Annotated in this window: 20 protein-coding genes; 9 read left to right on the forward strand and 11 right to left on the reverse strand. The window is 40.1% G+C overall.

The window, feature by feature from the left end:
• Positions 1–149: 149 nt before the first annotated feature.
• The 4 genes from BV375_RS08790 (at position 150) to BV375_RS08805 (ending at position 5,094) form a co-directional block, all read left to right on the forward strand.
• Positions 150–890 carry a hypothetical protein gene (locus BV375_RS08790; RefSeq protein ID WP_086759478.1) on the forward strand — a complete coding sequence of 247 codons (741 nt, stop codon included), beginning with the start codon at positions 150–152 and terminating at the stop codon, positions 888–890.
• Between the two features lie 21 nt (positions 891–911).
• Positions 912–2,612, forward strand: a complete 1,701-nt coding sequence (locus tag BV375_RS08795) for a SulP family inorganic anion transporter (protein WP_243713882.1) — start codon at positions 912–914, stop codon at positions 2,610–2,612.
• A gap of 495 nt (positions 2,613–3,107) precedes the next feature.
• Positions 3,108–4,190 carry an aromatic ring-hydroxylating dioxygenase subunit alpha gene (locus BV375_RS08800; RefSeq protein WP_243713883.1) on the forward strand — a complete coding sequence of 361 codons (1,083 nt, stop codon included), beginning with the start codon at positions 3,108–3,110 and terminating at the stop codon, positions 4,188–4,190.
• Positions 4,177–5,094 (forward strand): hypothetical protein, encoded by a 918-nt coding sequence (locus BV375_RS08805; protein ID WP_086759480.1) that lies wholly within the window; start codon positions 4,177–4,179, stop codon positions 5,092–5,094. Before BV375_RS08800 ends, BV375_RS08805 begins: the two co-directional genes overlap by 14 nt.
• Here the strand turns inward: BV375_RS08805 and BV375_RS08810 are convergent.
• The gene (locus tag BV375_RS08810) at positions 5,091–5,840 is read right to left on the reverse strand and encodes an alpha/beta hydrolase (RefSeq protein WP_086759481.1); all 750 of its coding nucleotides are present in this window, start codon (positions 5,838–5,840) and stop codon (positions 5,091–5,093) included. The two genes, BV375_RS08805 and BV375_RS08810, sit on opposite strands and share 4 nt — an antisense overlap.
• Before the next feature lie 105 nt (positions 5,841–5,945).
• Here BV375_RS08810 and BV375_RS08815 point away from each other — a divergent pair, with 105 nt between their 5' ends.
• From BV375_RS08815 to BV375_RS08825, 3 genes are all read left to right on the forward strand, one after another.
• A complete protein-coding gene (locus BV375_RS08815; protein WP_086759483.1) occupies positions 5,946–7,151 on the forward strand; it encodes a P-aminobenzoate N-oxygenase AurF in 1,206 nt (401 codons plus the stop codon).
• A gap of 149 nt (positions 7,152–7,300) precedes the next feature.
• Positions 7,301–7,492, forward strand: coding sequence for a hypothetical protein (locus tag BV375_RS08820; RefSeq protein ID WP_086687039.1), 192 nt, complete (start codon positions 7,301–7,303; stop codon positions 7,490–7,492).
• 239 nt (positions 7,493–7,731) lie between these two features.
• Positions 7,732–8,022, forward strand: a complete 291-nt coding sequence (locus BV375_RS08825) for a 2Fe-2S iron-sulfur cluster-binding protein (protein WP_086759485.1) — start codon at positions 7,732–7,734, stop codon at positions 8,020–8,022.
• 153 nt (positions 8,023–8,175) lie between these two features.
• Here the strand turns inward: BV375_RS08825 and BV375_RS08830 are convergent, their stop codons facing one another.
• Positions 8,176–10,803, reverse strand: coding sequence for an AAA family ATPase (locus tag BV375_RS08830; protein WP_243713884.1), 2,628 nt, complete (start codon positions 10,801–10,803; stop codon positions 8,176–8,178).
• 616 nt (positions 10,804–11,419) lie between these two features.
• Positions 11,420–13,678: an HAD family hydrolase gene (locus BV375_RS08835; RefSeq protein ID WP_086759489.1), complete on the reverse strand. Its 2,259-nt coding sequence runs from the start codon at positions 13,676–13,678 to the stop codon at positions 11,420–11,422.
• Between the two features lie 597 nt (positions 13,679–14,275).
• On the opposite strand from BV375_RS08835, the gene BV375_RS08840 reads away from it, so the two are divergent.
• Entirely contained in the window at positions 14,276–14,650 is a 375-nt protein-coding gene (locus BV375_RS08840) for a hypothetical protein (RefSeq protein WP_243713885.1), read from the forward strand.
• Between the two features lie 162 nt (positions 14,651–14,812).
• Here the strand turns inward: BV375_RS08840 and BV375_RS08845 are convergent, their stop codons facing one another.
• The 6 genes from BV375_RS08845 to BV375_RS08870 form a co-directional block, all read right to left on the reverse strand.
• Positions 14,813–15,316: a hypothetical protein gene (locus BV375_RS08845; RefSeq protein WP_086759492.1), complete on the reverse strand. Its 504-nt coding sequence runs from the start codon at positions 15,314–15,316 to the stop codon at positions 14,813–14,815.
• A 29-nt stretch (positions 15,317–15,345) separates the two neighbouring features.
• Entirely contained in the window at positions 15,346–18,429 is a 3,084-nt protein-coding gene (locus BV375_RS08850) for a tetratricopeptide repeat protein (protein WP_243713886.1), read from the reverse strand.
• A gap of 435 nt (positions 18,430–18,864) precedes the next feature.
• Complete coding sequence (locus tag BV375_RS08855; protein WP_086759511.1) at positions 18,865–19,488, reverse strand: hypothetical protein; 624 nt, start codon at positions 19,486–19,488, stop codon at positions 18,865–18,867.
• A 546-nt stretch (positions 19,489–20,034) separates the two neighbouring features.
• The gene (locus BV375_RS08860; RefSeq protein ID WP_086759494.1) at positions 20,035–20,352 is read right to left on the reverse strand and encodes a hypothetical protein; all 318 of its coding nucleotides are present in this window, start codon (positions 20,350–20,352) and stop codon (positions 20,035–20,037) included.
• A 12-nt stretch (positions 20,353–20,364) separates the two neighbouring features.
• Positions 20,365–21,069 (reverse strand): cadmium resistance transporter, encoded by a 705-nt coding sequence (locus BV375_RS08865; RefSeq protein WP_086759496.1) that lies wholly within the window; start codon positions 21,067–21,069, stop codon positions 20,365–20,367.
• Positions 21,070–21,370: 301 nt separating this feature from the next.
• The gene (locus BV375_RS08870; RefSeq protein ID WP_086759498.1) at positions 21,371–22,042 is read right to left on the reverse strand and encodes a DUF1003 domain-containing protein; all 672 of its coding nucleotides are present in this window, start codon (positions 22,040–22,042) and stop codon (positions 21,371–21,373) included.
• 620 nt (positions 22,043–22,662) lie between these two features.
• Between BV375_RS08870 and BV375_RS08875 the strand changes: the two genes are divergently transcribed.
• Positions 22,663–22,893 (forward strand): hypothetical protein, encoded by a 231-nt coding sequence (locus tag BV375_RS08875; protein WP_208095635.1) that lies wholly within the window; start codon positions 22,663–22,665, stop codon positions 22,891–22,893.
• 770 nt (positions 22,894–23,663) lie between these two features.
• On the opposite strand, the gene crtO is transcribed toward BV375_RS08875, so the two are convergent.
• Together crtO and BV375_RS08885 are read right to left on the reverse strand one after the other, a co-directional pair.
• The gene (crtO, locus tag BV375_RS08880; RefSeq protein WP_339376829.1) at positions 23,664–25,484 is read right to left on the reverse strand and encodes a beta-carotene ketolase CrtO; all 1,821 of its coding nucleotides are present in this window, start codon (positions 25,482–25,484) and stop codon (positions 23,664–23,666) included.
• Positions 25,438–26,199, reverse strand: coding sequence for a DUF2993 domain-containing protein (locus BV375_RS08885; protein WP_086759502.1), 762 nt, complete (start codon positions 26,197–26,199; stop codon positions 25,438–25,440). The genes crtO and BV375_RS08885 overlap by 47 nt, the downstream gene beginning before the upstream one ends.
• Between the last annotated feature and the right edge of the window lie 159 nt (positions 26,200–26,358).

A 26,358-nucleotide genomic window follows, 5' to 3' on the forward strand; every position in this document is an offset into this window, starting at 1 on the left:
GCACTCTGTTTCCATCTCTTGGGAGCCACAATAAGTAGTGTAAATAACCATTCTGAGATCTGTCACATTACTTTGTAACTTCACCAAATTGCTCGATAAAGTGTTAATTAAAAACATCTCCCAAATAAAGTTTAGGTAAAATCCGAATAATGAAGAGTTGGCTGGTTCCTGTTCAAAAGCTTCAACCAAGCGATCGCATAGCCATGTATGCGTTGCTAAATAATCACTTTAAAGGTGTAACCTGGGATGCATTCCAGGCGGATCTAGAGCGTAAAAACTGGGTGTTGTTGTTAAGGGAAGAAATAACCAATACTCTTAAAGGGTTTTCAACTCTGATGTTGTCCCAAACAACTTTTTTTGGAGAGCGAATTACTGTAGTATATTCCGGCGATACAATTGTTGATCCTAGTGCTTGGTCGAGTACAACCTTACCGCGTACTTGGATTGCCGCAGTCAATTTTCTGCGCGAATACTATACGGAAAATAAATTGTACTGGCTGCTAATTTGCTCTGGTTTCCGCACTTACCGCTTTCTCCCGACTTTTTGGCAAGAGTTTTACCCCCGCTATGATGCAGTAACACCTGCGAATAGTGCGAATTTGATGGCAAATCTGGCACAGGAATATTATGGTGATTTTTACGAAGAAGCAACTGGTATCGTTCGCTTCCAGCAACCGCAAATTCTCCGGGAAGGTTTAATTGAAATTCCCACAGGAAGACAGACTAACCCCCATATCCAATTTTTTGAGGAAAAAAACCCAGGTTATCGGCTTGGTGATGAATTGGTTTGTTTGACTGAAATCAGTTATGACAATCTCACCCGTGCTGGACAAAGAATGTGGCAGTCAGAATCGCTGTTAGAATTTGTGCAAGATTCTGTGCTCATCTAAAACCTATGCATCAACTTGTGTATGAGAGTTAAAAATGACGAGGTAGCAATATCTACTAACCTGGAAGCACCACAGCGTTTCGGTGTCAGTCGCTTGTTTAGTAATCTACGTGGCGATTTGACGGGAGGATTGACAGCGGCGGTGGTAGCATTACCTTTGGCATTAGCCTTTGCTGTGGCTAGTGGAGTGGAACCAAAAGCGGGACTCTACACTGCTATTGTGGCAGGAATTGTCGCGGCAATCTTTGGGGGTTCGCCAGTACAGATTACAGGCCCTACAGGTGCAATGGCTGTGATTTTGGTGGGAATTGTCGCCAAGTACGGCTTAGAGAAAGTTTGGATAGCTGGAGTAATGGCTGGGATAATCCAGATTGCTTTAGGGGTTGCTAAACTCGGACAATTAGTAAAGTTTATTCCCTATCCGGTGACGGCTGGTTTTACTAATGGTATTGCCGTTATTATTTTTTGTGGTCAGTTAAATAATTTCTTTGGCTTACAACTACCACGTCAAGAACATTTTCTGCCAGGACTTTGGCAATCTATCACTCACGTAGAAGCTTTAAACTGGGCAGCAGTTGTACTGGCAATACTGGTGATTGCAACCAATATTTTATGGCCCAAGATTAATACTACAATACCAGGTTCTTTAATGGGGCTGGTGTTGGCAACAGCGATCGCATCTTATTTTCATCTCAATGTCCCGACAATTGGAGCCATTCCCCAAGCTTTACCGATGCTTCAAGGTATTCCCCACTGGAATGATTTTGGCTTGATTCGGGAACTGATTAATCCAGCTTTGGCTTTAGCAGCACTAGGAAGTATTGAATCCTTGCTGTCAGCAGTGGTAGCTGATGGTATGACTGTGAGTGAGAAACACAATAGCGATCGCGAATTAATTGGTCAAGGTTTAGCAAATATTATTATTCCATTTTTTGGTGGCATCCCAGCCACAGGTGCGATCGCGCGGACTGCTGTCAATGTTCGTTCTGGCGGTAAAACCCGACTTTCTGGGGTAATTCATGGCGTTGCTTTAGCCATTATTGTGTTAACTTTAGCACCCCTAGCAGGGCAGATCCCCTTAGCGGCACTGGCTGGGATTTTGATGGTTGTTAGTCTGCGGATGATTGAGTGGGAAGCCATTGGCTTACTGCTACGTGCTACCTACTCCGACTTTGCGGTGATGATTCTCACCTGGTTAGTAACAATATTATTTGACTTGGTTCTCGCTGTCGAAGTGGGATTAATTGCAGCCGGAGCCTTATTTATCAAACGCATGAGCGATTTAAGCTTGGCGAAAATTCCGGAAACCGAAGTATTTCCCCCTGGTATTCCTCTGGAATTAGGCAAAGAAATTGCGGTGTATCGCGTAGATGGCCCCGTATTTTTTGGTGCTGCGGAAAGGTTTGTTACCTTCCTAAGAGAGCAACCAGAAGTGAAGTATTTAATTCTGCGGTTGCGTTTTGTGCCCAATATGGATACGACTGGATTAGTCGCGCTAGAAGATATTTACCATGATTTGGAACGCCATAATTGCCGCTTAATTCTCACAGGTTTACAACCCCAAGTTCAACAATTACTAGAACGTTCGGGATTGTTAACAACGATTGGGTTATCTAATTGTTTTGAAACAACAACAGATGCGATTTACTCTATCACTCCTCAATCTTCTCAACCTGTAGCGGCTAATTTTCCATCAAAGGAATTGATTGAATTAAAGGATTAAAACTATATGGATGAGTGGAAAGAAGATGAATTTAACCACAGATCTAGACACGAAGTGGCTTCCCGCAGAGTACACAGATGAACACAGATAAATCCGTACCTCAGCAGGCTAGAAACTGCTATAACGCACCATCAACAACTCTTTTAGTATAAGTATTCTCTATTTCCTCAGGACTTACGCAAAATTATAAAAAAACGTAGACGCGTACTCCTTCGGAGAAGCAAGCTACGCGGAGCGTTGCCGCAGGCTAGCGGCTTCCCGAAGGGTACCGCAAAGGACACAAAGGAAAGAGGGTTTTTGCGTAAGTCCTATTCCTATTCAAAAAAGTTATACCATTTTGAAAAAAGAACGCGACACATGAGTAGGGGCACGGCAGCCACAATCTTTTGGTATATCAAATTATTTTACTGGTGCCGTGCCCCTACAAAGAATTTATCTGTCGCAAACATTATTTGAATTGGTATTAGATATTTCTGGTAAAACAGTATTAATCCTATGCATCCTACCAGCTTAAACTCAATTTTTAACAATCCCAAACAATTTGTTGAGGGATGGTACTGGGCATTACCATCGAGAAAATTGAAGGTTGGTAGGGTGAAGGCTGTAACGCTACTGGGTAGAAACCTGGCAATTTATCGCGGAGTTAGTGGTCAGGTGGTGGCGGTGGATGCTTATTGTCCGCACATGGGCGCACATTTAGCAGAGGGTAAGGTAGAAGGTGAGGGAATTCGCTGCTTCTTTCATAATTGGAAATATGATGATCGCGGAATTTGTGTAGATGTTCCTTCTCTAAGTAAACCGCTACCGGTGTGTATCAAAACCTGGTCAACGGCAGAAAAGTACGGCATGATTTGGGTTTGGGTAGGAGAGGAAAAGCCAAGTTCGCTGCCTTTTGTACCGGAATTAGAACAGGTAGACTGCGATTATATATTGGGGACTCGGTTTATCAAAAACTGCCATCCTAATGTGTTGTTGATTAATGCGATCGATGCTCATCACTTCAATACAGTACACAATCTACCTTTGGAGATTGTATTTGATTCCCAAGACCTCAACTCCAACGCTATTACCTTCAGCAACACGACACGGGGAGGCGATGATTCCTGGTTAATCCGCCTGATTCGTCCTTTGTACCGCAATGAAGTTACTTATAGTATGTGTTACTGGTATGGCAGCACTGGGACTGTGACACTGGGGCCGGATTTTCTCCACTTCTATATTATATTTGCACTGCGAATGATTGAAGATGGTAAAACCGAGGGGCAAACAATCCTTGTGACTCCCAAGCGATCTGGATGTTTAGGATGGGGTGTCAATCGTGGGTTGCTGTGGCTAACGCAGCAGGTTGGTAATTACTTCGCTAAAGGTGATACGCAGGTGTTTCAGACAATTCAGTTTGACTTAAAGACACCTACCAAAGCGGATCAGTCAATTGTGCAATTTATCCAGCACGTTAATCGCCAAAAAGCTTTAAGCTGGGGAACTTGGGAAACTGTTGATAGTCCAGAAGAAAGCGATTCTCCACAGGAGACACTTCGCGATCGCCATCCTTCATTATTTGAACATGAAAAACATTGATTTAGAATATAAAATTGCCGGACTTGACCTACCGCACATAGATCCCAATGACCGATTGCAACGCATACTAAAAGCAGCATTACCAAATCAGAGCGATAATGCGCCGCATCCTCAATCAAATTATTGGGATGCTGGATTTTTTAACCTGCATCAAGTCAAAATTTTTCAACAAGCGAATCAAGCCGAACAATCTGCCATACTTCAACTTCTCAATCGCAGCCTGTTGGAAGAATCATATTTCATTGAAAAAGCAGGCGTTGGCTACATGGCAAAAATGGTGTTGTTAGCCGAAACAGTTGAAGAGCGAATGCTCTACGGACTGTTCACAGCTGATGAAGCTACTCACCTCAGCCAAATAACTCATTTTTTACCAGAACTCGAACCAACTAGCAGCAACGATCCATTTCTGAGTTTACTAGCAGAAGTAGTTGAAAGTGCAGACAAAACAGTATTGTTGTTTGTGCTTCAGGTTGTATTAGAAGGATGGGGCTTAAGTCATTACCGCCGCTTGGCGAAAGAATGCCATCATCCCATCCTAGGGGAACTGTTCTCAAGTTTTCTCCAAGCAGAAGCCCGCCATCACGGTACAGGAACAATGCTGTTTAACCGAAATCCTGTTTCAGCATCCAGTCAAACAGCTGCAATCGATGTGTTAGCTAGCTTTCTGTCTATGGTGCAAGTAGGGCCGCAAAGTGTGCTATCAGCTATTGAGCAAGTAAAAGGACATCTGACGCGATCGCAAAAAATCCAAATCCTCGAAGAATTGGATACAGAAACCCACAGTGGAACCAGATTACAAATACTGCGATCGCTCATGCGAGGAGCATCCGCAGAGGCGATCGTTCAAGCCTTAGACGAACGAGGAGCCTTTGAACCACTCCCCCCTCATAAATGTGTGTATTAATAAGTATCATTAGTTAACACTGAGGCAAGGTGAGCAGGACGAGACAAGTGTGGGCAATGTCCTCCAGGCAATTCTATGGCATCAACTCCCAAACGTTTACGTGCAGCGTAGCGTGACCATACAGGAGAAATTATCCGGTCATCATTACAAACAATATATTTACATTCTACATTTGGTAAAGAATTCAAGGGATTGACCTCATAAATATATGCCATTGATTGCTGCGAACGACTCTTTGAAAGTGCCCAGCGCATTACATCCGGTTGGCAATCATGATAGAAAAGTTCAATTAATACTGCTTCATCAGAAAAGTCTTTACCAACAGAAACTGGATTAAACATATCAGGTTCATCATCGAATTCTTTCAGTTGACTTAACTCTTTTGGTTCGTAATTTAGTGTTTTAAGGCTATCAGCATCGAGATTATGAGAAAATTGATCGAGTGTACTAATTCCTGGGTATGGAATCAGCGCAGTCAGGAATACAAGTTGGCGTACTTGATGAGCTTCTGCAACGAGGGGAATAACAGTACCAGCCATAGAATGACCAACCAGCACAATATCATCATCGGTTTTTGGCAGCGCTTGAAGTACTACATCTGTAAATTGCGATGAACTTGCAGATGCATCTTCAATTGGCAAATCCATTGCTACTGTTTTGTGACCTTGCGCTTCTAAATAAGGAATTAACAAATCCCAACACCAAGCGCCTTGAAATGCACCGTGAACTAGACAAAAAAGACTCATAACGAATTTAGGTAAGTTTTTTGATTTGTGTTTATCTTCTAGTTTACATCTTGCACCATTTTCAAAAAGCCTTGCTACTAGCTCACCGATTTATAGATATTCTTTATGAAAAATACTATTCACCAACTATCAGATAGTCCAACAACTTATCGCAAATTACAAATTAACCACACCCGCAACAAACAGCAGGATCATACTGCTTTAATGGATGAAGCGACCGCCAAGTTCCGCTATGAAGATTGTCAAAACGAGTATTGGAATCCAGAAGAATTTTCCCTACTCTACGGTACAGCTTTATGGCAACAGTCCAGCGAACATCAACGTGTAATTTTAAATCAACTTTACTGGGTAGCATACTACTCACAAATTGTTTCCGCCGAGATTGCAACTATCTATTTCAATCAAACCAGTGCAGCCGGACTTTACGCTCAAGAAGACTTCCGCTTAATCTGCGATACTTTAGATCTAGAATCCTCTCAAGAAAGGGCGCACATTAACGCATTCCGCACAATTGCTAAACAGGTTGAGCAAGCATTATTTGGGGAACTCATCTTTACTTACCCCATGCGCGGCCCGTTTACCGAAACGATGGTTTATGCTGACACTAACGCCCTAAAAACTTGGTGGAAAAAAATTCAACTTCAATACTTCGGGCTAATTTCTGCGAATAACACCTTTTTAGCTTGTCAGTATTTCACAGTCCGAGGAGTGCGGACACTAAATGGCAAATTAGTACAGCATAAACTCAGTAATTATTATCAGAAACATCCCCATCCAGATACTGCTCCGATTCCTGCCAAAATATCTTACTATCACTTTCTGGATGAAAGCTTTCACTTCAATAGTTCGACAATTCTATCTCACGATGTTGTTACTTGCCTTGCTCCACCAACTGCATTTGAGCGATTAGTTGCTAATCTTGGACTGGTAGGATGTCAGCGCGATCACTTTCACTTTTCGGCGGCGATTAACGGGATTTTTTGGTACGATCCAGCGCTGTATAGCAAAATTTATCGTGTGTTGCGATCGCCAATTTTTTCTATGAGCGATCTGGATGCTAAAGAAATGATGCGTCGCTGTTTTACCGAGGAGTCCGAAGGGTTACAGCGCAGTTTTTTAACACATCAAGAAGCAATGGCATCTTATAAAGTATATGTGGAAAGACTCGATTATCTTTGGCAACGAAATCGAGAAATGTCACTCATGGGAACTAATTCAATTTCTCAATATTTGGCGACTCAACAAAAGGCTTTTCAACGTTTCAACCAGCATCAAAGTGAGGATTTACAGAGATTTGCTACAAATGAATAGAGTATTACAAACAAGCTAAACTGTATGTATAAGCTAGTAGAATATTGCTAGCAATTGATACAAATCTTAATTTATATATTTGCTAAAACAAAAGTCATTTACATGGCTTTTGTCAGAAGATATCAGTGGACGTTAAGGAGATAAATATCATGCAAAAAGAATATATGGAGATTTTAGAAAGATTACTCGATCAATTGACATTATCAGCAATCTTAGAACTGTTAGAACGAATATGTCACAAAAAAGCAGAAAATTTGAGAACTCATTGGCAAGATGAAACCTCAGCAAAGCTTTGGGATAAAGCTGCTAGACAGATAGAACAGATAAATGTTGATGTTTGATGAAACAATAAAGTCAGTAAATAAAAGAGATTAGGCATTGGTAAAATCCGCAGTACTGACAATGTGCGAATTATGTGCCTGATCTTTCTTATTTAAAAGACGGTCTTTTTGATACTCGCTAAAGACACTTTCCTTGATGATACTGCTGGTAATGCCCAATTTCAAATTGAGCGATCGCGGGTTGTTTCGTGGTAAAAATTTTAAATTCGTCTCCCTGTGGGTTAATTGATGAATTGATTATGTCTGACCTTTGCAAGATATCCTTTCCCGGAACTGATTATCCTCCCATCAATCTACAACCTCATCAAAATTTATCTGAACATCTGACAATTCATAATTCACCTGTATTGTTTGGTTGTCGAACTGGTATTTGCGGAACTTGCTTAGTTGAGGTAATTGGTGACATTCCTCTCCCTCAACTAGATGAACAGGAAATGCTAGAAACATTAGCTCCCAACAATCTCGGTGCAAGATTAGCCTGTCAGCTTGACCTTACAAATAATGTAGAAATTAGCAGACTGGAACTATGAATTTGATTAAACTTATCGCAAAATTAGTTCCGTTTCGCTTTGAAACGACGCGATAGTCTAGGGCAGGAGCGAGGACGTTTCGTAGTATCAGAAGACTTTAACGCCCCCTTACCAGAAGATATTTTGGCAGCTTTTGAGCAAGTTGGAGACAGCCTATGCTCTTTTCTCTTGGCGTCGTCTAGGCTTTCTTGTTTTATTAGAATTTGCAGAGTTATCAGAAACTTCAGTAGTTTCTACCTCAGAGGTAGTAGGTACTGGTTCACTAACTACTTGTGGTTGCTCATCCACAACAAACTTATCTATTTGGGTCTCATCTGGAAGTTCTTCTGATGAGGCTGACTTATCTATATGAGCCTCATCGGAAGTTTCTTCTTGGCTAGCTAAAAGTCCTGCATACTTAATTCTTTGTAAGCCCATTTGAAATCCAGTATAGTCGTCAATCATTTTATTCATATCAATATCAAGCTTGTAATCACGACGCAAATTTTGGATTTCGTTCTTAACTGCTTCAATTTCTTTAATTGATTCATTCTCTATATTGCTCTCTAAAATTCCCTCTATATCATCAAACAGAATAACTCCATCCTCACGTTTTGCAGAAATAGGATGACGAGCAATAAAGCCCTTCTTTAGACGCTCTATCTTTTGAGATAATCTTTCTCTAGTTAATTTCTGCTGGGCACTGCGCTGCATGATGTTCAACTTCTTAAATAAAATTTTGAAGTTTTGCTCAAAAAATTGAAGTGCATCGATTTCACGTCCATTCAGCAAATTTCGTTTCCGTGACCACTCATTCACTACTCGAATAACGTTCCGAGCAAAGCCAGCCTTACTAATTTTTAAATTTTTCTCAGGAAAGTCTTTTAGAGTTTGTTCTATAGCATCAAGAACAGTTTGATCAGCAATATTACTTGATATTAAATCTTCATTCAGGAATAAAAGCTCCGTTTCCTCTACTTGAAGAAACTCTTGCAAATAAAGCTTTGTTGCTTGTATGCAAATTGGCAAGGGAATAATATCTTCTATTTCAATTTGTGCTGTTACATTGTCAGCTACCAAACAGAATTGCTCTTTTAGATCAGCAAGTTGAAGAATAAACTTTTCTTTAAGTAAAGGCCTTTTATGTTGGCCTCCTTTACCTAATAATTGCTTCTTAGCATCATTGCCACTCTGATCACTATCCAAGAGAACAATAGCTGCGATTTCATCAACATGCCTTCCACAAGCTAAATAGACCATATAGGGAATTTGTGTAGCTCCCCCTGAATCAACAATCGTAATTTGGTTTAAATCTAAAGTTTCTAAATTAGATACACCATTGGCTCGAAGATATGTTGCCGCTCCGGCAATAAGAATTTGATCACCAATACCTTCGACCATTAAATTACAATTTCCAATAAAAACTGTTTCACCGATATGAGGGCCAATTGAAGACCTTAGAGGTTCATAACGGTTTATGGCAAAATCTTTGACTACACGTGTTCCTTCATCTTCATTTCCCTTTTGCAAGACCCGAATACGCTCAGAATGGTTCTTATCAATTAAAAAAGGAGAGTGAGTTACGTAGACTACCTGAATTGGATGGGTTATATGTGAGCCTGGTTGAGGATTTGCAAACAAGTCAAAGACTCTGAGTAAGTCTTGTTGGGCTTGACTAGAAAGGTAAGCATCTGGTTCGTCCATCAATAGTATCTCAGTTTTATTGGGATGGGGTTCATGAGATCGGTACTCAATGTAATAACTGAGAAAGTATTGTAATCCTTGGCTTCTCTCATCAAATGAATATTCGGTTCCTGTCCTATCGCTTATGGTAAAAACTAAGTCATAGTCTCTCGCCATAACTTTTAAACAAAAGTTGCGATCTTGAACCCAATAATTGGGAAAATTTAAATTTGTGGCTAATTTACGATTTATATCTTCAATAATTCCATTTGCATAACCTTGCATTTCATTTTTAATGGCTTTAGCTAAATCAAGTAGAGCATTAATATCAACTTGGGCAATTTTGCAAATTAACTTGTAAGCCAAATTGAATCTTTTCTCCCTTATTTTTTTCTCTTTTTCACTATAACTAACTTCATCAAGTTCGGAAATAATTGATTTAATTGACTTAACTGCTTCAGAGTCAATCTCTTCCCTATTTTCACCCCAAAGAAGGCGAACCTTAGTAATTAATTCTGGATTATCACTAAAAACATCAAGTGCATCTACTATTTTGCTTCTTTGTTCTCGATCCAGGAGTTCAAATTTTCTACCACCCACATAGTTCTCTTGACCCAACTGAACTAATTTTTTAATGGGTACACTTGAAGGAAGCGCAATGCTAGACTCAATTCTAAACGTTCTAGGAAGTAATTTGTGTAATTCAATGCCCTGTTTTTCATTAATTGGGTACGGTGTGTAATTTCCTTGTTCTGGTAGATAAATCGTTAAATTATTAACATTGTTGCGGAATATGAAAAATCGCTCAAGATTAGCATTGCGATGAATTCCTGTAATAATTTCTCTTAAGCTGTCTTGTTCAGTCTTAGAGAGTCCAGCCCATTCAGAACCAAAATCAGGATATTTTAATTCATTCTGTTTAACTGTGAAAAAAGGAGAATAGCGGCAGAAATCACTTCGCTCAATATCTTTGCCAGATATAGCCTTTTCAATAGCACTTAACAAGTGAGACTTTCCAGATTCATTGGCACCAACAATTGTTGTAATTTTAGGTTCGATGGAAACTTCAATGTATGGGTAGAAAACAGTACCTATCAGTTCCCAAGGTTTAGGCTTCACTCTGTTATCCTGTTTTCTCAGGAAATCGTCATTGAAGGATTTGTAAAAGCGAATGAAGACCGTCTTGAGATACATAGGGTAAAAGCCAATGGTAGACTTAGATTGTTTGCGTAGCTTTCCCAGTTATATCAGTCTTTTTTAAGACATGCTACTACATAAGAATTAAGAATTTAACAGATTTCGTGGATAGTCCTATGCTCACTTATATATAGCTCTTACTATAGTCTGGACATTTCACAGATAACTTCAACGCAGATTTAGCTTAGATTGACTTGTTCGATCTAATACCGTGATGTGAATGATTAGACTACAAGCTAATCTCGCTTCCTGAACTTCGCTTAAAACGACTTCATAAGCAATATAGCAATCTTAGTTGAATAGCTTGCCATAAGTTAAATACAATCGCTCTCTCCCCGAATTCTCACTATGCAATTTGCAGATTTTTGGTATATTGTCGCACTCAGCGAACAGCTACGACCTAACATAGTACTAGCGCGATCGCTGTTTGCACCGTAGTGAAACTCAACCGACACTTTCAGAAGAACGCACTGATATTAGATTAATTTGGAAATATTTCATCGTTGCACAGCATATCGCCGTACAACGAAATCTATTTTTAAGAGGATAAGACTCCTTCTGTAATTGCCTCACTACGTCTTTGCGTTTCCGTATCGACATGTGCGTTCATTTCAAAATCCGTTTGAGATAAAGTCCCAAAAAAGTCGTAGTGATCGAGTGCTTCCAAAATGCCCCAAGCATAATGCCCTTGAGCAAAATAAACTTGTGGATAGTTGCGCAATTTTTCAATTTCTTGGCTGTAGTTACCAACAACCACAGCTAGCGTATTACCAGCCAGCATCGATTCGTCATTACCTGATGAACCTGCGACTAAAAACCGTTTAATTGGTAATCCCCACTTCAAAGCACAATAACGAATTGCGTCTCCTTTAGAAGCCCGAATCGGTAATAAATCTAGATACATATTGTGACTATAAATACCTTTAACGTGGAGCCGATGCCGTCGCAAATGACGCATGATTTCTCGGAAACCCACGGATTTTTCTTCATCGATAAAGTAGCTAATCTTGAACTTACCTTGGGTTTCTGGAGGTTGCAACGTTACTCCTGGTAGTTCCTCCATTACTTGCCTTACTGCGTCTGGTTGCCAACGATAACTGATGTGTCTTTGCCAATTCATATCCGGAATTACTTGAGGACCATAGTAAATTTCGCTACCTGTCGAGACAATTAGCAAATCTGGCATTGGAAACCGATATTCTTCTAACATCTCTAAGGAACTATCTAGATTGCGCCCGGTAGCAATTCCTACTCCTGTGGTGTGACCTTCATTATGCAATCGCTCGATTAATCCTTGCAGTGCATCTGGGTCACCTAATAGGGTATTATCAATTTCGCAAACAAGGAAACGATCTGCGGTTGGTAAGCGGTTTTTATCAGGTATGTTCCAATCAGTTATGTTGCTTGCTGGCCCTTGCCGCAGGGGACTAAGCATAGATTGGACTCGTCGTTGTGGGAGCTGACGCACATATTCTAGGTAGCGTTCGACATGGGTATCCCAAGAGAAATTTTCTCGTACCCTACTTAAACCATTGCTAGACCAACGTTGCCATTGTTCGGTATCGGTCAGCGCTGTTCGCAAAGCATCCTGAATCTGTTTAATATCGAGGGGATCGATTAATAGACCATTGTCACAAACCGCCAATATATCTCGCGGCCCACCATCGGATGTGGCAATAATTGGTACACCGCAAGCTGTAGCTTCAATTAAAGTCAAACCAAATGGCTCAGTTAATGCCGGATTGATAAATACTCCTCGTGTTTTTGCCAGCAATCGATAGAGTTCTGGCACTTCATCAGCGGTGTGGTGTTTAGGATAAGCGATGTAACCGTAAAGGTCGTAGCGGTCTATTAACTGGAAGATTTCTGTGAGAACCTGACGCGGCCCTGATTCCATCGTGGTGATGTCATCTCGGTTTCCTAAGACGAGGACTAGGTTTGCCAAGTGACGCAACTGTGGATCTTCGCCATAGGCTTTGACCAAAGTACCAACATTTTTACGCATCGCCGGGCGGGAAATCGCCATAATCATCGGCTTTTGCGGGTGTTTAAGAAATCGCTGCAAATCCTTATATATAGGCGGTTCCTGCCAATTTTGGGGAACTGGATAAAAGCGTTCCAGTGCTACCCCAGGAGCAATTACAACCATCCGTTGCGGTTGATAGTGGTCGTAAATGCCATACTGCTGTGTTACTTCTTGATGGGTACTAGCAATAATTAATGCTGCACTAGCCAGTGTGGTTTCTTCTGCTTCAATTCTTGTATTGATATGAAAATAGTTTTCAATAACTTCCGGTTTCGTTCCCTGTTCTAACAATCGTTGTTGCTTCACACGTCCCAGGGAGTGACCTGTATGCACAAGTGGGATACCTAACCAGCCAGAAACCCGACAACCTACATATCCCGCATCAGCGTAATGGGTATGAATTACATGAGGTAATTTACCAATTTGGCGCAGGTGTCTGAGTAACTCATCAGCAAAGTTATCCAAATGCGGCCACAGAACTTCTTTGCGCAGATAGCGACGCGGACCGCAGTTAAGGCGAATAATTTGAGCTTTGTCAGAAATAACTTCTACAGGTTTGGCGTAGTCAGGGCTAACTTTTGGATCGTTGACTAAACGGGTAACTAGGTCTACGCGTTCTACTTGTGGGTTTTCAGCTAAGGCTTGAGCGAGTTCTAGCACATATTTCGTTTGTCCGCCTGTATCAGCATCTCGTCCTAATTCTAAATTGTGACTCCGAATTAACCCATGAACGCTGACTAGTAAAATATACAGGCCTGAGCTATTTGACATTGTGCATTCCTCAACGTGACTGCATTAAAGCCTAGGTACAGCTTCTAATAGAGATAGCTGTTAACCGCTACAGGTAAATAAATAATTATTTAGGTCTTTGCAGATTATAAAACAGATTTTCCCTAAGCTAAGGTAGATATTTCACTTAGAGCAGCTAGTACTGCTACACAGAATTCAAAATCCAAAATTCAAAAGATACAGCGGTTTTTACTTGAATAACCTATAGGCTTAGAAGCACAATCTACTAGACTGCTTGCAAATAAATGAATAAGACTAAAAGTAACCACAAATTTATGCAGGTACATACCGAGATTTATTGGTGTCAATTTGTTTTAAAAATTGGGCATGGGGCTTTGATTTTCATGCTTGGTTATGTGATTTTTCTGTGATTAATTGAGTTGAAAAATTCTTACCACAGGAAGATACGAAGGGTACATCCCAGTTTTTAGTCTTTGATAATAAAAAAATAAAACTGTCATTGCGTTCGCGTAGCGTCTCGGAGAGAGGAGGAACGACGAAGCAATCGCATGGACTCGTTTTTAGCTCAATACTATGCGATTGCTTCGCTTCGCTCGCAATGACGGAATCTGTAAAAAAGTGGGATGCTCCCGATACGAAACCTTTACTCTACTTTTTGCTGTATTTAGCTGTATTTATTTGTGGTTTGATAAGTGGTCGGACATTGACTCGGCAAAGGCAGAAATGAAAACCCTTGAAAAGACTATTCAGAAAACTTCAGAACGCTTAGTCAGTGGTGTAGTGTTTAAATATGGCAAAGATAGCCGGGAATACGAGATGATAGGCGGGGTGCGCACAAGCGATGCCTGCGGCGGGCTACGCCTACGCATTCGTAAAGCCACTATATACTCGGTTAAAATCGACCGCAGACTCAAAAGCGGCTTCTACACAGACGGCGTAACGAGCAACAAGTCGGCATCATTCATGGTGAATGATGCCCATTGCTTTGCCTAAGCGTAGCCCGCCGCAGACATTGCATCTTCTCAAGAGTGCGATCGCATCAATGCTTCAATTTTACTGATTCAAAAAATGTTTGCGACAGCTACCCCACTCGAGCCGCCCCTAATCCCGCTACATGATTAACTTTTTTAACTTCATTTAATTGTCTCTGGACGGTTACAATTCATCCTTACCTGTTAATTCTTTTTCGATGGCATCTGCACCATATCCCACAGCCAACATAGTATTTTTAATAGTTTCAGGATCGCTATTTACTGCTATCTTGGCGGTAAATACAGCCATATGCGTCTGATCTTTTGTAAACAATTGCCAGGCAGCTATTTTATTTAAACCACTATTTTGTAATAGCTTGTTGGCAATCTCTGTTGAAAATGGACCCTTCGATACATAACCTGGAGATGAAATATAGCGAATTTCTAAGTTGCCGAGTTTCTCGGTTTTAGATTCAATAAATACTACTTGGCTTCTTTTATTTTCGGTTTCTACTAATAATTTAAAATCTCCATCAGAAATTATTTCATATTTAGCGCCAAGTTTATCAAGTGCATCTTTAATACGCGGATCGGCTGGTGGCTTGGTATTCGGTTGAGCAGATACGATTTGTATAGATATAGCAAAGCCGACAACAGCAAAAGTTGCTAATTTAGTGATGCGTTTCATGAGTTTTTTTCTGTGATATTTGGTATTGTTCACTCTGCTTCACCTATGAGCGTAAATGCAGCCCAGTCAACAGGATTGCTATACTGTTGTCTCGTAGTCAGCATTGCTTGTCGTAGCGCCGCCGCTTTATCAGAATTATGTTGGAGATGGCGATAAAACTCAGTCATCAACAATGCTGTGGAATTGTCGGGTACAGACCAAAGCGAGACAATCACACTCTTAACTCCAGCGGTAATTAAAGAGCGTGATAAGCCAATCACACCATCGCCTGTAATATTACCACCTCCAGTGTTACAAGCACTGAGCACAACCAGTTGCGCCTTGAGTTTCATGTCAAGAATTTCACTAGATGTCAGCAAACCATCATCTTTACCACCAGGAGCTAGTGCGATCGCACCTGGTACACCCAATCCTTTAAAATCATCAAGTAAGCCGTGGGTAGCAAAGTGAACAATGTTGGCTTGCTTCATCTTCTCTACCATCGCTGTCTCGGTGGCTTTGTTACCTGTAATTGCTGGTGTTTTGAATAACTCTGCAATCTTAATTGCTTCTTCTTCCGCACCTGGTAGCGATGGTAACTGTTCATTATTAATGGGAAGCCTCGGCATGGTAGGATTACCAACTATCAACACATCTTTTGCAGACTGGTTAAGGTTTTGTCTCTGTTTGCGGGTGAGATCCAAAACTTGAATTGCTGGTGCAGTCAAGATAGTATGTTTATCGATTAAATATTTGCCTTGCTCATCTTGTAATGCGGGGAACGGTATGAGAAACAAGGATTCTTGAGGAATGAAGATAACACGAGCGTTAGGATTTTTAGGAAGATATTGAGCGATCGGTTTAACTAGTATTTCATAGAGTTTATTTAATTGTGATTTTTGATTACCTGTATTTTGCTTATCGCCAGATATAGATTCAGCAGAGTCACTTCTACCCCTTGCACCTATACCTCTGCGGCTGTTAATCACAAGGTCTTGTAGCGAAGATTTTAGAAGTTTTTCCAGCTTAACTTGCTCAAAAGAAATTGCCCCTGTAGGCTTGACTACCCAAATGTAAAGTAATTTATCGTCTAACGTTGAGTATTGCACAAGCGTAGAATTTTCTAGTTTGGCAATATTTTGAATTTCTTGGAGTTTTAAGGGTTTGATATTTAATTGAGCATTTGGTTTCTCTAATTGCTTCGAGGCTAATAACTCAACAAAGGCTCTGGCTCTAGCGCGATCGGCTACTTCTAATGCAGAATTAATTTTATTCTGAGCAATTAAACATTGTTGTAGCGAACGATAGGTAATTGTCTGGTTTTCAAACAATGAGATTTTCTGAGCATCAGTTAATCCAGGTCGTAAAGATTCCCAAATTTCGACAGCAGTAAACAGAGTTTTCTCAGCTTCAGGATATTTACCTTGATGATTATAAATTAACCCAATATTGTTGAGAGTTTTCGCTTCTCCTACCTTGTCGCCAATTTTTCTAACAATGGCTAAAGCTTGCTGAAAGTATTCTAAGGCTTTGGCATCCTGTCCTAAGTTACGGTAAACTTCTCCAATATTGTTGACATTTCCTGCTTCCGCAGCTTTGTCGCCAATTTGTTTGTTGATCGCTAAAGATTGTTGAAAGTACTCCAAGGCGCGATCGTACTTTTCTAAATTACGGTAAAGTTCGCCAATATTATTAAGAGTCTGTCCTTCTCCTGACTTGTCACCGATTTGTTTGCGTAGTCCTAAAGCTGGCTGAAGATACTCTAAGGCTTTTTCATACTCTTTTAATTCTCGGTAAGCTTCGCCAATATTATTGCGAGTTGTTCCTTCACCCGCCTTATCACCAATTTGCTTTTGAATAGCTAAAGCTTGCTGGTAGTATTGCAGTGCTTGACTATGTTGGCCTAAGTTGCGATAAATTTCTCCAATATTGGCAATATTTCCGCCTTCCCCAGCTTTGTCACCAATTTGCTTGCGAATTACTAAAGCTTGCTGAAGGAAATCCAATGATTTAGCATACTCTCCTAAGTTGCGGTAAACAGCACCAATATTGTTAAGAACTACCCCTTCTCCAGCTTTGTTACCAATTTTTTTATCAATCGCTAAAGCTTGCTGATAAAAATCCAATGCTTTGGCATACTCTGCCAAACTGCCATAAACTAATCCAATATTGTTAAGAGTTGTTCCTTGCTGTGCTGTATCACCAATTTGTTTACTAATAGCTAAAGCTTGCTGATAGAATTCCAAAGCTTTAGGATACTGTGCCAAATCTTGATAAATTGAGCCAATATTGTTGAGGCTGATTCCTTCATCAGCTTTAAGGCCAAGTTCTTTGCGAATGGCGTAGGCTTGCTGATAAAAATTCAAAGCTTTGGTATAGTCTCCCAAGCTTTGATAAACTGACCCAATATCGTTGAAAACTGTTGCTTGCTCAGGTTTATTACCAACTTCTTGATGAATGGCTAAAGCTTGCTGAAATAACTCCAATGCTTGAGCATACTGTCCTCGTCTGTCGTATACTGACCCAATATTGCTGAGGATTGATGCTTGCTGTGCTTTGTTGTCAACTTCCTTGGTAATAGCTAAAGCTCGCTGAAAGTAATCTAACGCCTTGGTATACTGCCCTAAATAACGGTAAACCAAGCCAATATTGTTAATAATTCCACCTTCTCCAGCGCGATCGCCTGTTTGTTTAACAATGACTAAAGCTTGTTCCAGAATTTCTATAGCTTTGGGATATTGCCCTAATTTGCGGTAAACCGCACTAATTTCATTTAAAATTACTGCTTCACCTTGGCGATATTTGATTTCTCGGAGGATCGCTAAAGCTTGCTCATAGGACTTTAAAGCTTCGGGATACTGTCCTTGATCGAATTGTTGCAAACCTAAGTTATAAAGTCGTACAGCTTCAGCTTTGCGATCTTGAGGCGTTTGCGCTGGTGCTGTCAGTGGAGAGGGTATGGCGGGTAAGGAAAATAAGCACAGCAGGGGAAGTATGACAGCTACTAATGAGAAGTATTTTAAGCGATCGCGCATAGCAATTTCTCCAGCAAGTGTATATTTAACTACTTGCTTTTGTTTATACTCCTCAGTTACTTGAGATTCCGCAAAATGACATAAAACTTTCGTAGTCAAGACTTCATAGCCCAATACAGTTCAGTTAAAAAAATTCATTGACAACAAAGTTCACAAATAATTACTAAACAAAAAACCGAACAATTATTTTGGAGGGGGCTTGGGGGACGCAACCGTCCCCCAATCGGGGGATTGGGGGAGAATTCCCCAAATCTTGGTTTTTGTTCGACAGATGAGAACTCTTATCACCTTAACTGAACCGTATTGCTTCATAGCCAGTTCTCGATAATTGGGTGCAAGTAAGAAAAATTTGATTACTTTGTTAAAATTTCTTGATTTACAAGGCTTTCAGAAGGCATTAATGTGCAACTTCCTTGCAACGCAACTAGGGATTCTTTTTAAAAGAACAGATGGACACAAATAATCGGTGTTTATCTGTGTCCATCTGTGGTTTAGTAACGAAAATCGCTCGAAAATCGCTATATCTAAAAAAGATTAGTCAATGAGTTGGGGACTGGGAATTTGTCTATCGATATCTGCTTGAGATAACGTCGGGAGTAACCAGTTGCTTTCACCAGTCTTGAATACTTTAGCAGGTTCAACATTCAATTCAATCGCACCAGTTGCTGCATTGGTTCTAGCTATCGACTGTGTACCATCAACAAACTTAACAGCAATTGGTTCAGTTAGTTCTTGTACTTGAGTACCAGGACTGAAAACTACCTGAGTACCTGCGGGTAAGTAAATACCATCGCAATCCCAATCATCATCCGTGATTTGCCCTGCTGCTAAGAAGTAGAGTTGAGTTGGATATTTTTTCGGTTTATTAGCATAGACAGCCAATGTTCTTCCCGTTTCATTGCGGCACTGCGCCCGCTTCCTGGCTGTTTCTATGATATATTTTTGAGATTGCAACTGTGCCAGTCGTTGCTGAAATTGCTCAGGTGTATAGCCAGCCTGGTCAGGTGTATCCTTCACAGTTAAAAGCTGATTAAGTGCTTGAGTTACCTCAGCATAGTCAGCCCCCTTGGTAAAATCCTTGCCAGCCCAAGAAGGCTGGGCAATCGCCAGGTTCACAATAAACACCAGCGCGACAAGAACAATTTTGAGAAACTGCATATTTTTCTTCTTTGCTTGAGATTGGTATTGCTTGTTAATAAAAAACATGATGAGGAAGTTGGAAGTTACTGAATACGTTAGAGTGAGAGACTATTAAGGCAGAACTATCGCAAGGCTGATGCTTCTCTAAAGATTTCTGTTGATTTATTAGCGTAGAAAAATTGTAGGTAATAGTGAATCTCACTCCGTATTTTATAACTTTAGTTTAATTAAGTTGCTTTAATAAAAACAAACAGTCTTTGTTGTTAATTTAATAAATAAAAATGATGAATTTTTGAGTCAATCTCTAAAGTCCAGAAATATATAGGATTCCTATTTTATTTTGAAAATTTTTTTTGCACCTTAATCTTCTATAACCCTATTTCCTATCTAGATAAGTGTTCATGAATCAAATCGGATTGCTATAGTTCATGTAACTGGCGCTAAAACCGTCCCAGGTAGTCTTTAGAAAGACTGTTAAGGCGTTGTCTCAGAACGCATAAAAATTATATTCCCTTCTACCTTCTGCCTTTCTTAAGATAGTTCTGTAGCTTGCTTGACTCGCATTTAGTTGAATAATGACTCTTTAATCTTGGGAAAATTCTCAAGTCTGTTTCGATTCACCCAGCGATTGACAAATTCGTTGTTGTGTTTAGGCACCTTAATTTGTACTTGCTTGGTGCCTAACTTGACTATCTCGGCGGGAATTCTTTGGACATCAGTAGAATCAGCGCGAGGCTTGTAAAGCCAAATAACTTTTTGACCTACTTCAAAATAGTCAGTATTGCTCATTAAAGAAGATGAGCTATCTGCCCAAGAAGGGCTAGCAACTACTAAGTTGATTACAAGCACTAACACCACAAGAGAAATTGGGAAAACTTTCATCTTTTTTAACGATTACAAACTTTCAGTTTTGAATTTGGAATTTTGAATGGTTTTGATAAGTGCCACCAAGCATAGACAGCTAACTGCTAAGGCAATTGGAGTGAGTGAGGCGCTGTCTATGATAATAAACACACCTAAGCCTATCAATACAAAGGGAACAAGATTGTTGCCGTAGCGAGTTAGTAAATTGGCGATCGCAACTTGGCAAGTCAGCTTGTATGTCACGTAGCACCAAACCCCAACTAGTAATAGAAACACTCCCACGATCACCAGCAAACTAGAGAGGGCAGTATTAGCAAATAATGGCATATAAATACCGACATTATCACTGCCATTGGCGATAGTAATAGCTGCCACACTATAAGCCTGGGGAGACAGAAAACTAGCTAAGGCAGAAGAATGAGAAAAGTCGCTTTCTAATTGGGTATCTGACGATGAATCGTTGTCTGGATTGAGCAAACGATTTATCCCAATAGTTATAGGCACCAAACCTAAAAGTCCAATCCAACTAGAAGGCAATACCAAGCCTCCCAGAAAACCAACTAGGCTGGCAATTACCAGAGTACAAAAGCCCAAGTACTGACCAATTACGATGTGCCGACGACGGAAAGTTGCATTCACCTGAGAGAATAATAGTGTCAGGATGACTAAATCATCCAAGTTTGTAGCTGTAAAAGCTGTAATTCCGGTGGAAATGGCAATGAAGAGTTCGTTCATTTCTATCTATCCTCAATCTGATCGCTGCTGCTGTCTAAGTAACGTTGGTTGATGTCTGCAAATGCTTAGTAGATTGCTATTTAGTTATGAAAGTATGGCATTTTCAATTCAACGGGTAGGTTCCACTTGGGTTCTGTGAACTTGCGGAATTAATGCAAATATTGTTTTTGATCAAAATGCTTCAAAGATGGTTTTGACTGAGAGTCAAAGAGTATAGAGCCTAAGCTAGAAATGCATCGAGTAATATAATAATCAGGCTCTTATGCGATCGCCGCAATGAAAAAAGTACTGTGGCTAAATCTTAGCGACGATTTAGCTTCTCAACAACTTTGTTATTATCTCCGATTGGTTGATCAACAATAAAAGGTTTATTACTGGAAGTTTCCTTGACAAATTTGCTGTTAGTTTGGATATGCAAGCCTGGTACTAGGCTGACTTTAATGTCTTTAATCTGTTTAGATTCAGGCGCTAAATTTACTTTCAGTTCAGCGAGAACTCGTTGCTGCTCTTTGATGATTTGAGTCAGTTCGTTTAGCTGTTGAGTGTGTAATGCATCGAACTTTTCATGGAGCAGTTCAATATTTTGTCCAGCTCTCAGATTCACTTGGTGGTCAATTTCAGCATTTCTGCGATCGGTATCAGACTGACGATTCTGACTCATCAAAACGATGGGAGCTGTGTAGGCTGAAGCAAATGAAAATACTAGGTTGAGCATGATGAAGGGTGACTCATCCCAGTGGGGAACCCCAGGCATTAAGTTCATCCCAACCCACCCTGCCAAAACAGTACTTTGGCAAATCAGAAATTTCCAAGAACCCACATGAGAAGCTAATTTGTCGGCCAGGCGCTGTCCGCGAGTCCAATTTTCTGTTGAGGCGGTTTGATCTGCTGATTGTTGTATCTCTACAATATTGGGATTTTGAATGGCTTTGGCATCAACATTGTTTGATAATACTTTTTTCCCGTTATCCATGTTGCACCTGTTTGGGTCGTTTCAGTTTGGATTTAACCTGATGAGTTTCAATGTACGCTGACCCAAAGATAGGAGCAAATACTCTTTCTTTTTAAAACGATAGATAAAAGTGATAGTTAAGCAAAATCTCGCCTCATACCATTTCACCTTAATTAATGATACAAATACGCGCTTCCGGGTTTAGCAATGCTAAAATCCTACGAAAAATTTATTTGTATCAGGATTTTCGGGAATTGGTATCACAGGTTTGCCAAAGCGGCTCATGCCTCATAACCATTTCTCAAAATAGTCGCCCTTTACGCAAGACTAGGCTGCATTCCACGCATACTTAGACAGGCCGCAAAGCAAAAAATCAGACAATCCTAAGCAGAGCAATAACCTAAATTATGAAAGCGATCGCCCCTTGTGCCCAGAAGTGACGTTTATCCCATCCTGGCAAACCAATCGAAAACTACACAACTGCAAGCGATCGCACAACTTCTCTTCTCTGTGACATTTAGATATTCATCTAAATATTTAAGTTTTGTAAGATTTAAGATTTTCTTTAGATTTATAATTTAAGATTTTCTTTAGATTCTTCACAACACTGTGTTGGATTCACAAGAGTTGGAGTGGTTGTCATGAAGGTATGTCTTGTAAACTCAAAAATATTGCGTCAACTTTGGTCTGTAGTTGAACAAACTCAGACCAGTACTCTTGTTGGACTCAGCGATCCAGATTTAGTCAAACAGTTGTTGAGAGAGCTTGATAGCATACAAGCACTCAGCAGTGAAGAAATAAATTCTGTAAACGCTTACCTATTCTCCAGAACTCAGCTAATACGCGATTTAGCTTTTGCACGTTCGGCATAGGAGGCGTAGAAGGTCACTGCTCTAATTTGGCTTGCCTTAAGTGTATTTTAAATTTTTTATTATCGGTATCGGAATCTCCCATCATATTATTTGAATTTCTCCTTCTCGCCTCGGCTCAAATTGCTGGGGTTTTTTGTTGCTAAAAAGCACTCGCTTATTCTGTCAACAAGTTGCGATGCTCCTCAATTTTTAGGGGAAGCAAGGTCATCATTAAACGGTAACGAATTTATCGCTCTTCCGTCACTTTGGGCAGAGAAAATAAATGTAGTAGCGCGTCAACCGTAAAACGTTGGGTTCAAAAAATCTAGAAAATCCCAAACAATAAAAATAGTCTCTGATGATTCAACCCAACATTTTAGACTTGCCGCGCTAGTAGGTTGGGGAGCCACTCATGTGGGCGGGTTTCCCGACTTGAGTGAAGTGGCGTTTGAACGCAGTGAAACCCAACTAGATCAAGGTTTAAGGATGTTGGGTTTCGTTCCTCAACCCAACCTACGCCTAAATTTATAAAAGTACGGCATAATAAGGGTTGTAGATTTTTATCTCGCGAGAGTGATTAAAGAGCGTTATACATCTTGCTTAGGGTCGTTGGTAACTGGAGTTGTAATGTAGCTGAATCAATTATGCATTGTCCCGAGTAGCTAAACTATTATTTCTGTTGTTTATAATTTTATCTACTTAATTTGAACAAAAAAATGTGCCTTATCTAGCAAATTAATCAATGCTAGGTAAGACACACTCCAGACAGTAATTACTGTACAAAACAAAGTTTAAGTAATTCCAAACACCGAACCAACAGTAGACTTAATTGAATCTCTCGCATCCTTTAAAGTTTGGGCGATAGGATGTTTTGTTTGTAAAAACACCCGCGCACAGTTGCGCCCTGGCATACCAGAGATTGAACCACCTGGATGGGTTCCTGCACCAGTCAAAAATAGATTATCTATTGGGGTTTTGTAGTTCGCTATTTCTGGCAATGGGCGGAAAAATACCATCTGATCGAGCGACATATCAACGTGGTAATAATTCCCTTTGTACGAACCTAATCTTTCTCCTAGTTCTGCTGGACTTTCCACGCGACGGGCTATAGTTGCATTTTTCACATTCGGTGCATAGGTCGCTAATTTATCAACAACCCTATCTGCAACTTTATTTTTTAATTCATCTGTCCAACCTGTACCTTTTAAACCTGTTCCTTCTGCACCTGCAATTTGATAGGGCGCGAAAAACTCAATCCACACAGTATGTTTGCCTGGTGGTGCCAAAGTTGGGTCTAGGGCACTGGGCATTACTACATACATTGATGGATCAGAATCAGGAATTTCTCCTAAAGTACATTTACTATGAGCTTGTTCAACGTGAGTAACTGAATCCGCAATTAAGATAGAGCCAATTAGGTATTCATCTTTATGTGCGTGGTAGGGAAAATGCAGCGGCTCGTTTAAAGCCAAATCTATTTTGAGAATAGTTTCGTTGTTATTAACGATGCGGCGTTCTAGTCTTTCCCATAAATCTGGATCGACTGCATCAATATCACTTTTGTCAGTCATTTGTAAGAATAACCGCTTGGCATCGATATTAGAAATAACGCCGTATTTAGCTCGATATTCTGTGCCGCCCCCAACCCGTACACCTACTGCTTTTTTATCATCAATCAACACTTTTTCCACATGTTGATCTGTAAGAATTACGCCGCCTTTACTTGTAACTAAATTCACCAAAGCTTTGACAAGTGCGCCAGTCCCGCCGCGAGGTCTTGCCATCCCAGGATTGTGCCGCATTGCCATCATAATTGCACCAATAGCTATGGTTTTTTGTGATGGTGGCGCGCCGAGTTCCGCTGCTAGCCTTGCTAGGGGTGCTTTGAGAAATTCTTCATCAAACCACTCATTAAGTAAATCTTCAGCGCTGGTTAACATGGTGCGAATAAAGTCCAGCGTTTTATTAGGAGAACCAATGACTGAAAATAAATCTTTCAGTTTTGTAATATCGTAGTTGCCCAGGATATCTATAATTGACTTTGGTGGAGCATTAAACATAGGAATCATTGCACCTAGTGCTCGTTGCCAGTAGTCTGTAAATTCGGCATATTTTTTAGCATCACGTTCATTGTATCGAGCAATTTCTGCACATGTTTTTTCTAGAGATTTGTGCGCTAAAAAATATTTGCCATCGGGATGGGGGCAAAAAACGACTGGATCGCATTCTAGATATTCTAAACCGTATTTTTCCAGTTCTAATTCTTCAACAACTGGCCCCAGATGAATAAATTCGTGATCGATAGCACACAAATTAAATTTAAATCCAGGTGCTTCTTGTGGTAAGCATTCCTCAGTCGTAGCTGCGCCACCCGGAACAGAACGCTTTTCTAGTAGCAGGACACTATAGCCAGCTTTCAGTAAATAAGCAGCACATACTAAACCGTTATGTCCTGCACCAATAATCACAACATCATACTCTTGCATATTTGTAATTTGGAAATGGTATAGCTTGAAGAAATTTACAACACTAATAGTGAAAAAACCTTGTTTATTAGGTTTATTTTTATTGAGGAGAAAGCATCCCATCTGTAGATGGTATTTGCTTAACATGTGCTCTCACTAGCATAATTATATTGTCTTGATTTACTTTCATATCTTTGATGCTTAATAGCATATCTTGCCATTCAAAATATGGTAATTGCAGCATTTCTTTAATCTTTTGCATGAATGCTGCCATGAGGTTTACTGACAGGCCATCTCCCTGGGTACAGTAAAAACTCTCTAATAGCAATGGTTGCGAATGGGTGAATGGCTTAATTCTCGCTGTAAAACCTATCAAGCGATTGTTGTTCATTTCATTCAGCAAGAATTTTCCTTTAAATTCTATTGTACCGCTACCTGGTAGAGATACTTGAATTTCTTGCAGATTAAAACTCACAATTTCACCATCAACATTTAAATCCCACTTTTGTGACTGATTGCGAATTAAATCTGAGGACAAAGCTTGATTAATATCTGCTAGTGTCATCACAATTCGAGCAATAGCATTTACTGGCTCATTTAGTTCTATTTGACCCAAAATAGCACTTAAAGGATTGACAGCAACGCTATCTGTTTTGACTTTTATTTCCTGTACACGGATGTCTTTTTGGAACACCAGACCTTGACCAGTTAGGGAAACTTCATCTACCTGTCCCTGAACTATTTTAAGTAGATCGGTTTGTACAGCTACATTTATGTTTTCTACTTCGTCTAGCTCGTTGGATAGTCGGTTTTCTGCTGCCTGTGATAATATATGTTCCTCTAACCTTTCTTTATCTGGCATGAGTTCTTATACTCCTGTATCCTCTTACTTACTCAATTTAGTCTTTGAAGAGTCAGGAGTGTATCTATAACATGGTATATACAAAATGGAATATATAAAAATATCAGAAATGTTGAATGCTGATACAAAACTTTACATATTTAGGTACACTAAGTTTAA

The organism is Nostoc sp. 106C, assembly GCF_002154725.1.
Lineage (GTDB): Bacteria > Cyanobacteriota > Cyanobacteriia > Cyanobacteriales > Nostocaceae > Aulosira.

Excerpts from the sequence above, each read along its gene's own strand:
- BV375_RS08865 (WP_086759496.1), bottom strand. The coding sequence starts at position 21,069 with ATGAACGAACTCTTCATTGCCATTTCCACCGGAATTACAGCTTTTACA.
- BV375_RS08885 (WP_086759502.1), bottom strand. The coding sequence starts at position 26,199 with ATGCCAGATAAAGAAAGGTTAGAGGAACATATATTATCACAGGCAGCA.
- BV375_RS08815 (WP_086759483.1), top strand. The coding sequence starts at position 5,946 with ATGAAAAATACTATTCACCAACTATCAGATAGTCCAACAACTTATCGC.
- BV375_RS08855 (WP_086759511.1), bottom strand. The coding sequence starts at position 19,488 with ATGCAGTTTCTCAAAATTGTTCTTGTCGCGCTGGTGTTTATTGTGAAC.
- BV375_RS08810 (WP_086759481.1), bottom strand. The coding sequence starts at position 5,840 with ATGAGTCTTTTTTGTCTAGTTCACGGTGCATTTCAAGGCGCTTGGTGT.
- BV375_RS08800 (WP_243713883.1), top strand. The coding sequence starts at position 3,108 with ATGCATCCTACCAGCTTAAACTCAATTTTTAACAATCCCAAACAATTT.
- BV375_RS08845 (WP_086759492.1), bottom strand. The coding sequence starts at position 15,316 with ATGAAACGCATCACTAAATTAGCAACTTTTGCTGTTGTCGGCTTTGCT.
- crtO (WP_339376829.1), bottom strand. The coding sequence starts at position 25,484 with ATGTTAAGCAAATACCATCTACAGATGGGATGCTTTCTCCTCAATAAA.
- BV375_RS08825 (WP_086759485.1), top strand. The coding sequence starts at position 7,732 with ATGTCTGACCTTTGCAAGATATCCTTTCCCGGAACTGATTATCCTCCC.
- BV375_RS08875 (WP_208095635.1), top strand. The coding sequence starts at position 22,663 with ATGAAGGTATGTCTTGTAAACTCAAAAATATTGCGTCAACTTTGGTCT.
- BV375_RS08835 (WP_086759489.1), bottom strand. The coding sequence starts at position 13,678 with ATGTCAAATAGCTCAGGCCTGTATATTTTACTAGTCAGCGTTCATGGG.
- BV375_RS08805 (WP_086759480.1), top strand. The coding sequence starts at position 4,177 with ATGAAAAACATTGATTTAGAATATAAAATTGCCGGACTTGACCTACCG.
- BV375_RS08870 (WP_086759498.1), bottom strand. The coding sequence starts at position 22,042 with ATGGATAACGGGAAAAAAGTATTATCAAACAATGTTGATGCCAAAGCC.
- BV375_RS08820 (WP_086687039.1), top strand. The coding sequence starts at position 7,301 with ATGCAAAAAGAATATATGGAGATTTTAGAAAGATTACTCGATCAATTG.
- BV375_RS08860 (WP_086759494.1), bottom strand. The coding sequence starts at position 20,352 with ATGAAAGTTTTCCCAATTTCTCTTGTGGTGTTAGTGCTTGTAATCAAC.
- BV375_RS08795 (WP_243713882.1), top strand. The coding sequence starts at position 912 with ATGAGAGTTAAAAATGACGAGGTAGCAATATCTACTAACCTGGAAGCA.
- BV375_RS08790 (WP_086759478.1), top strand. The coding sequence starts at position 150 with ATGAAGAGTTGGCTGGTTCCTGTTCAAAAGCTTCAACCAAGCGATCGC.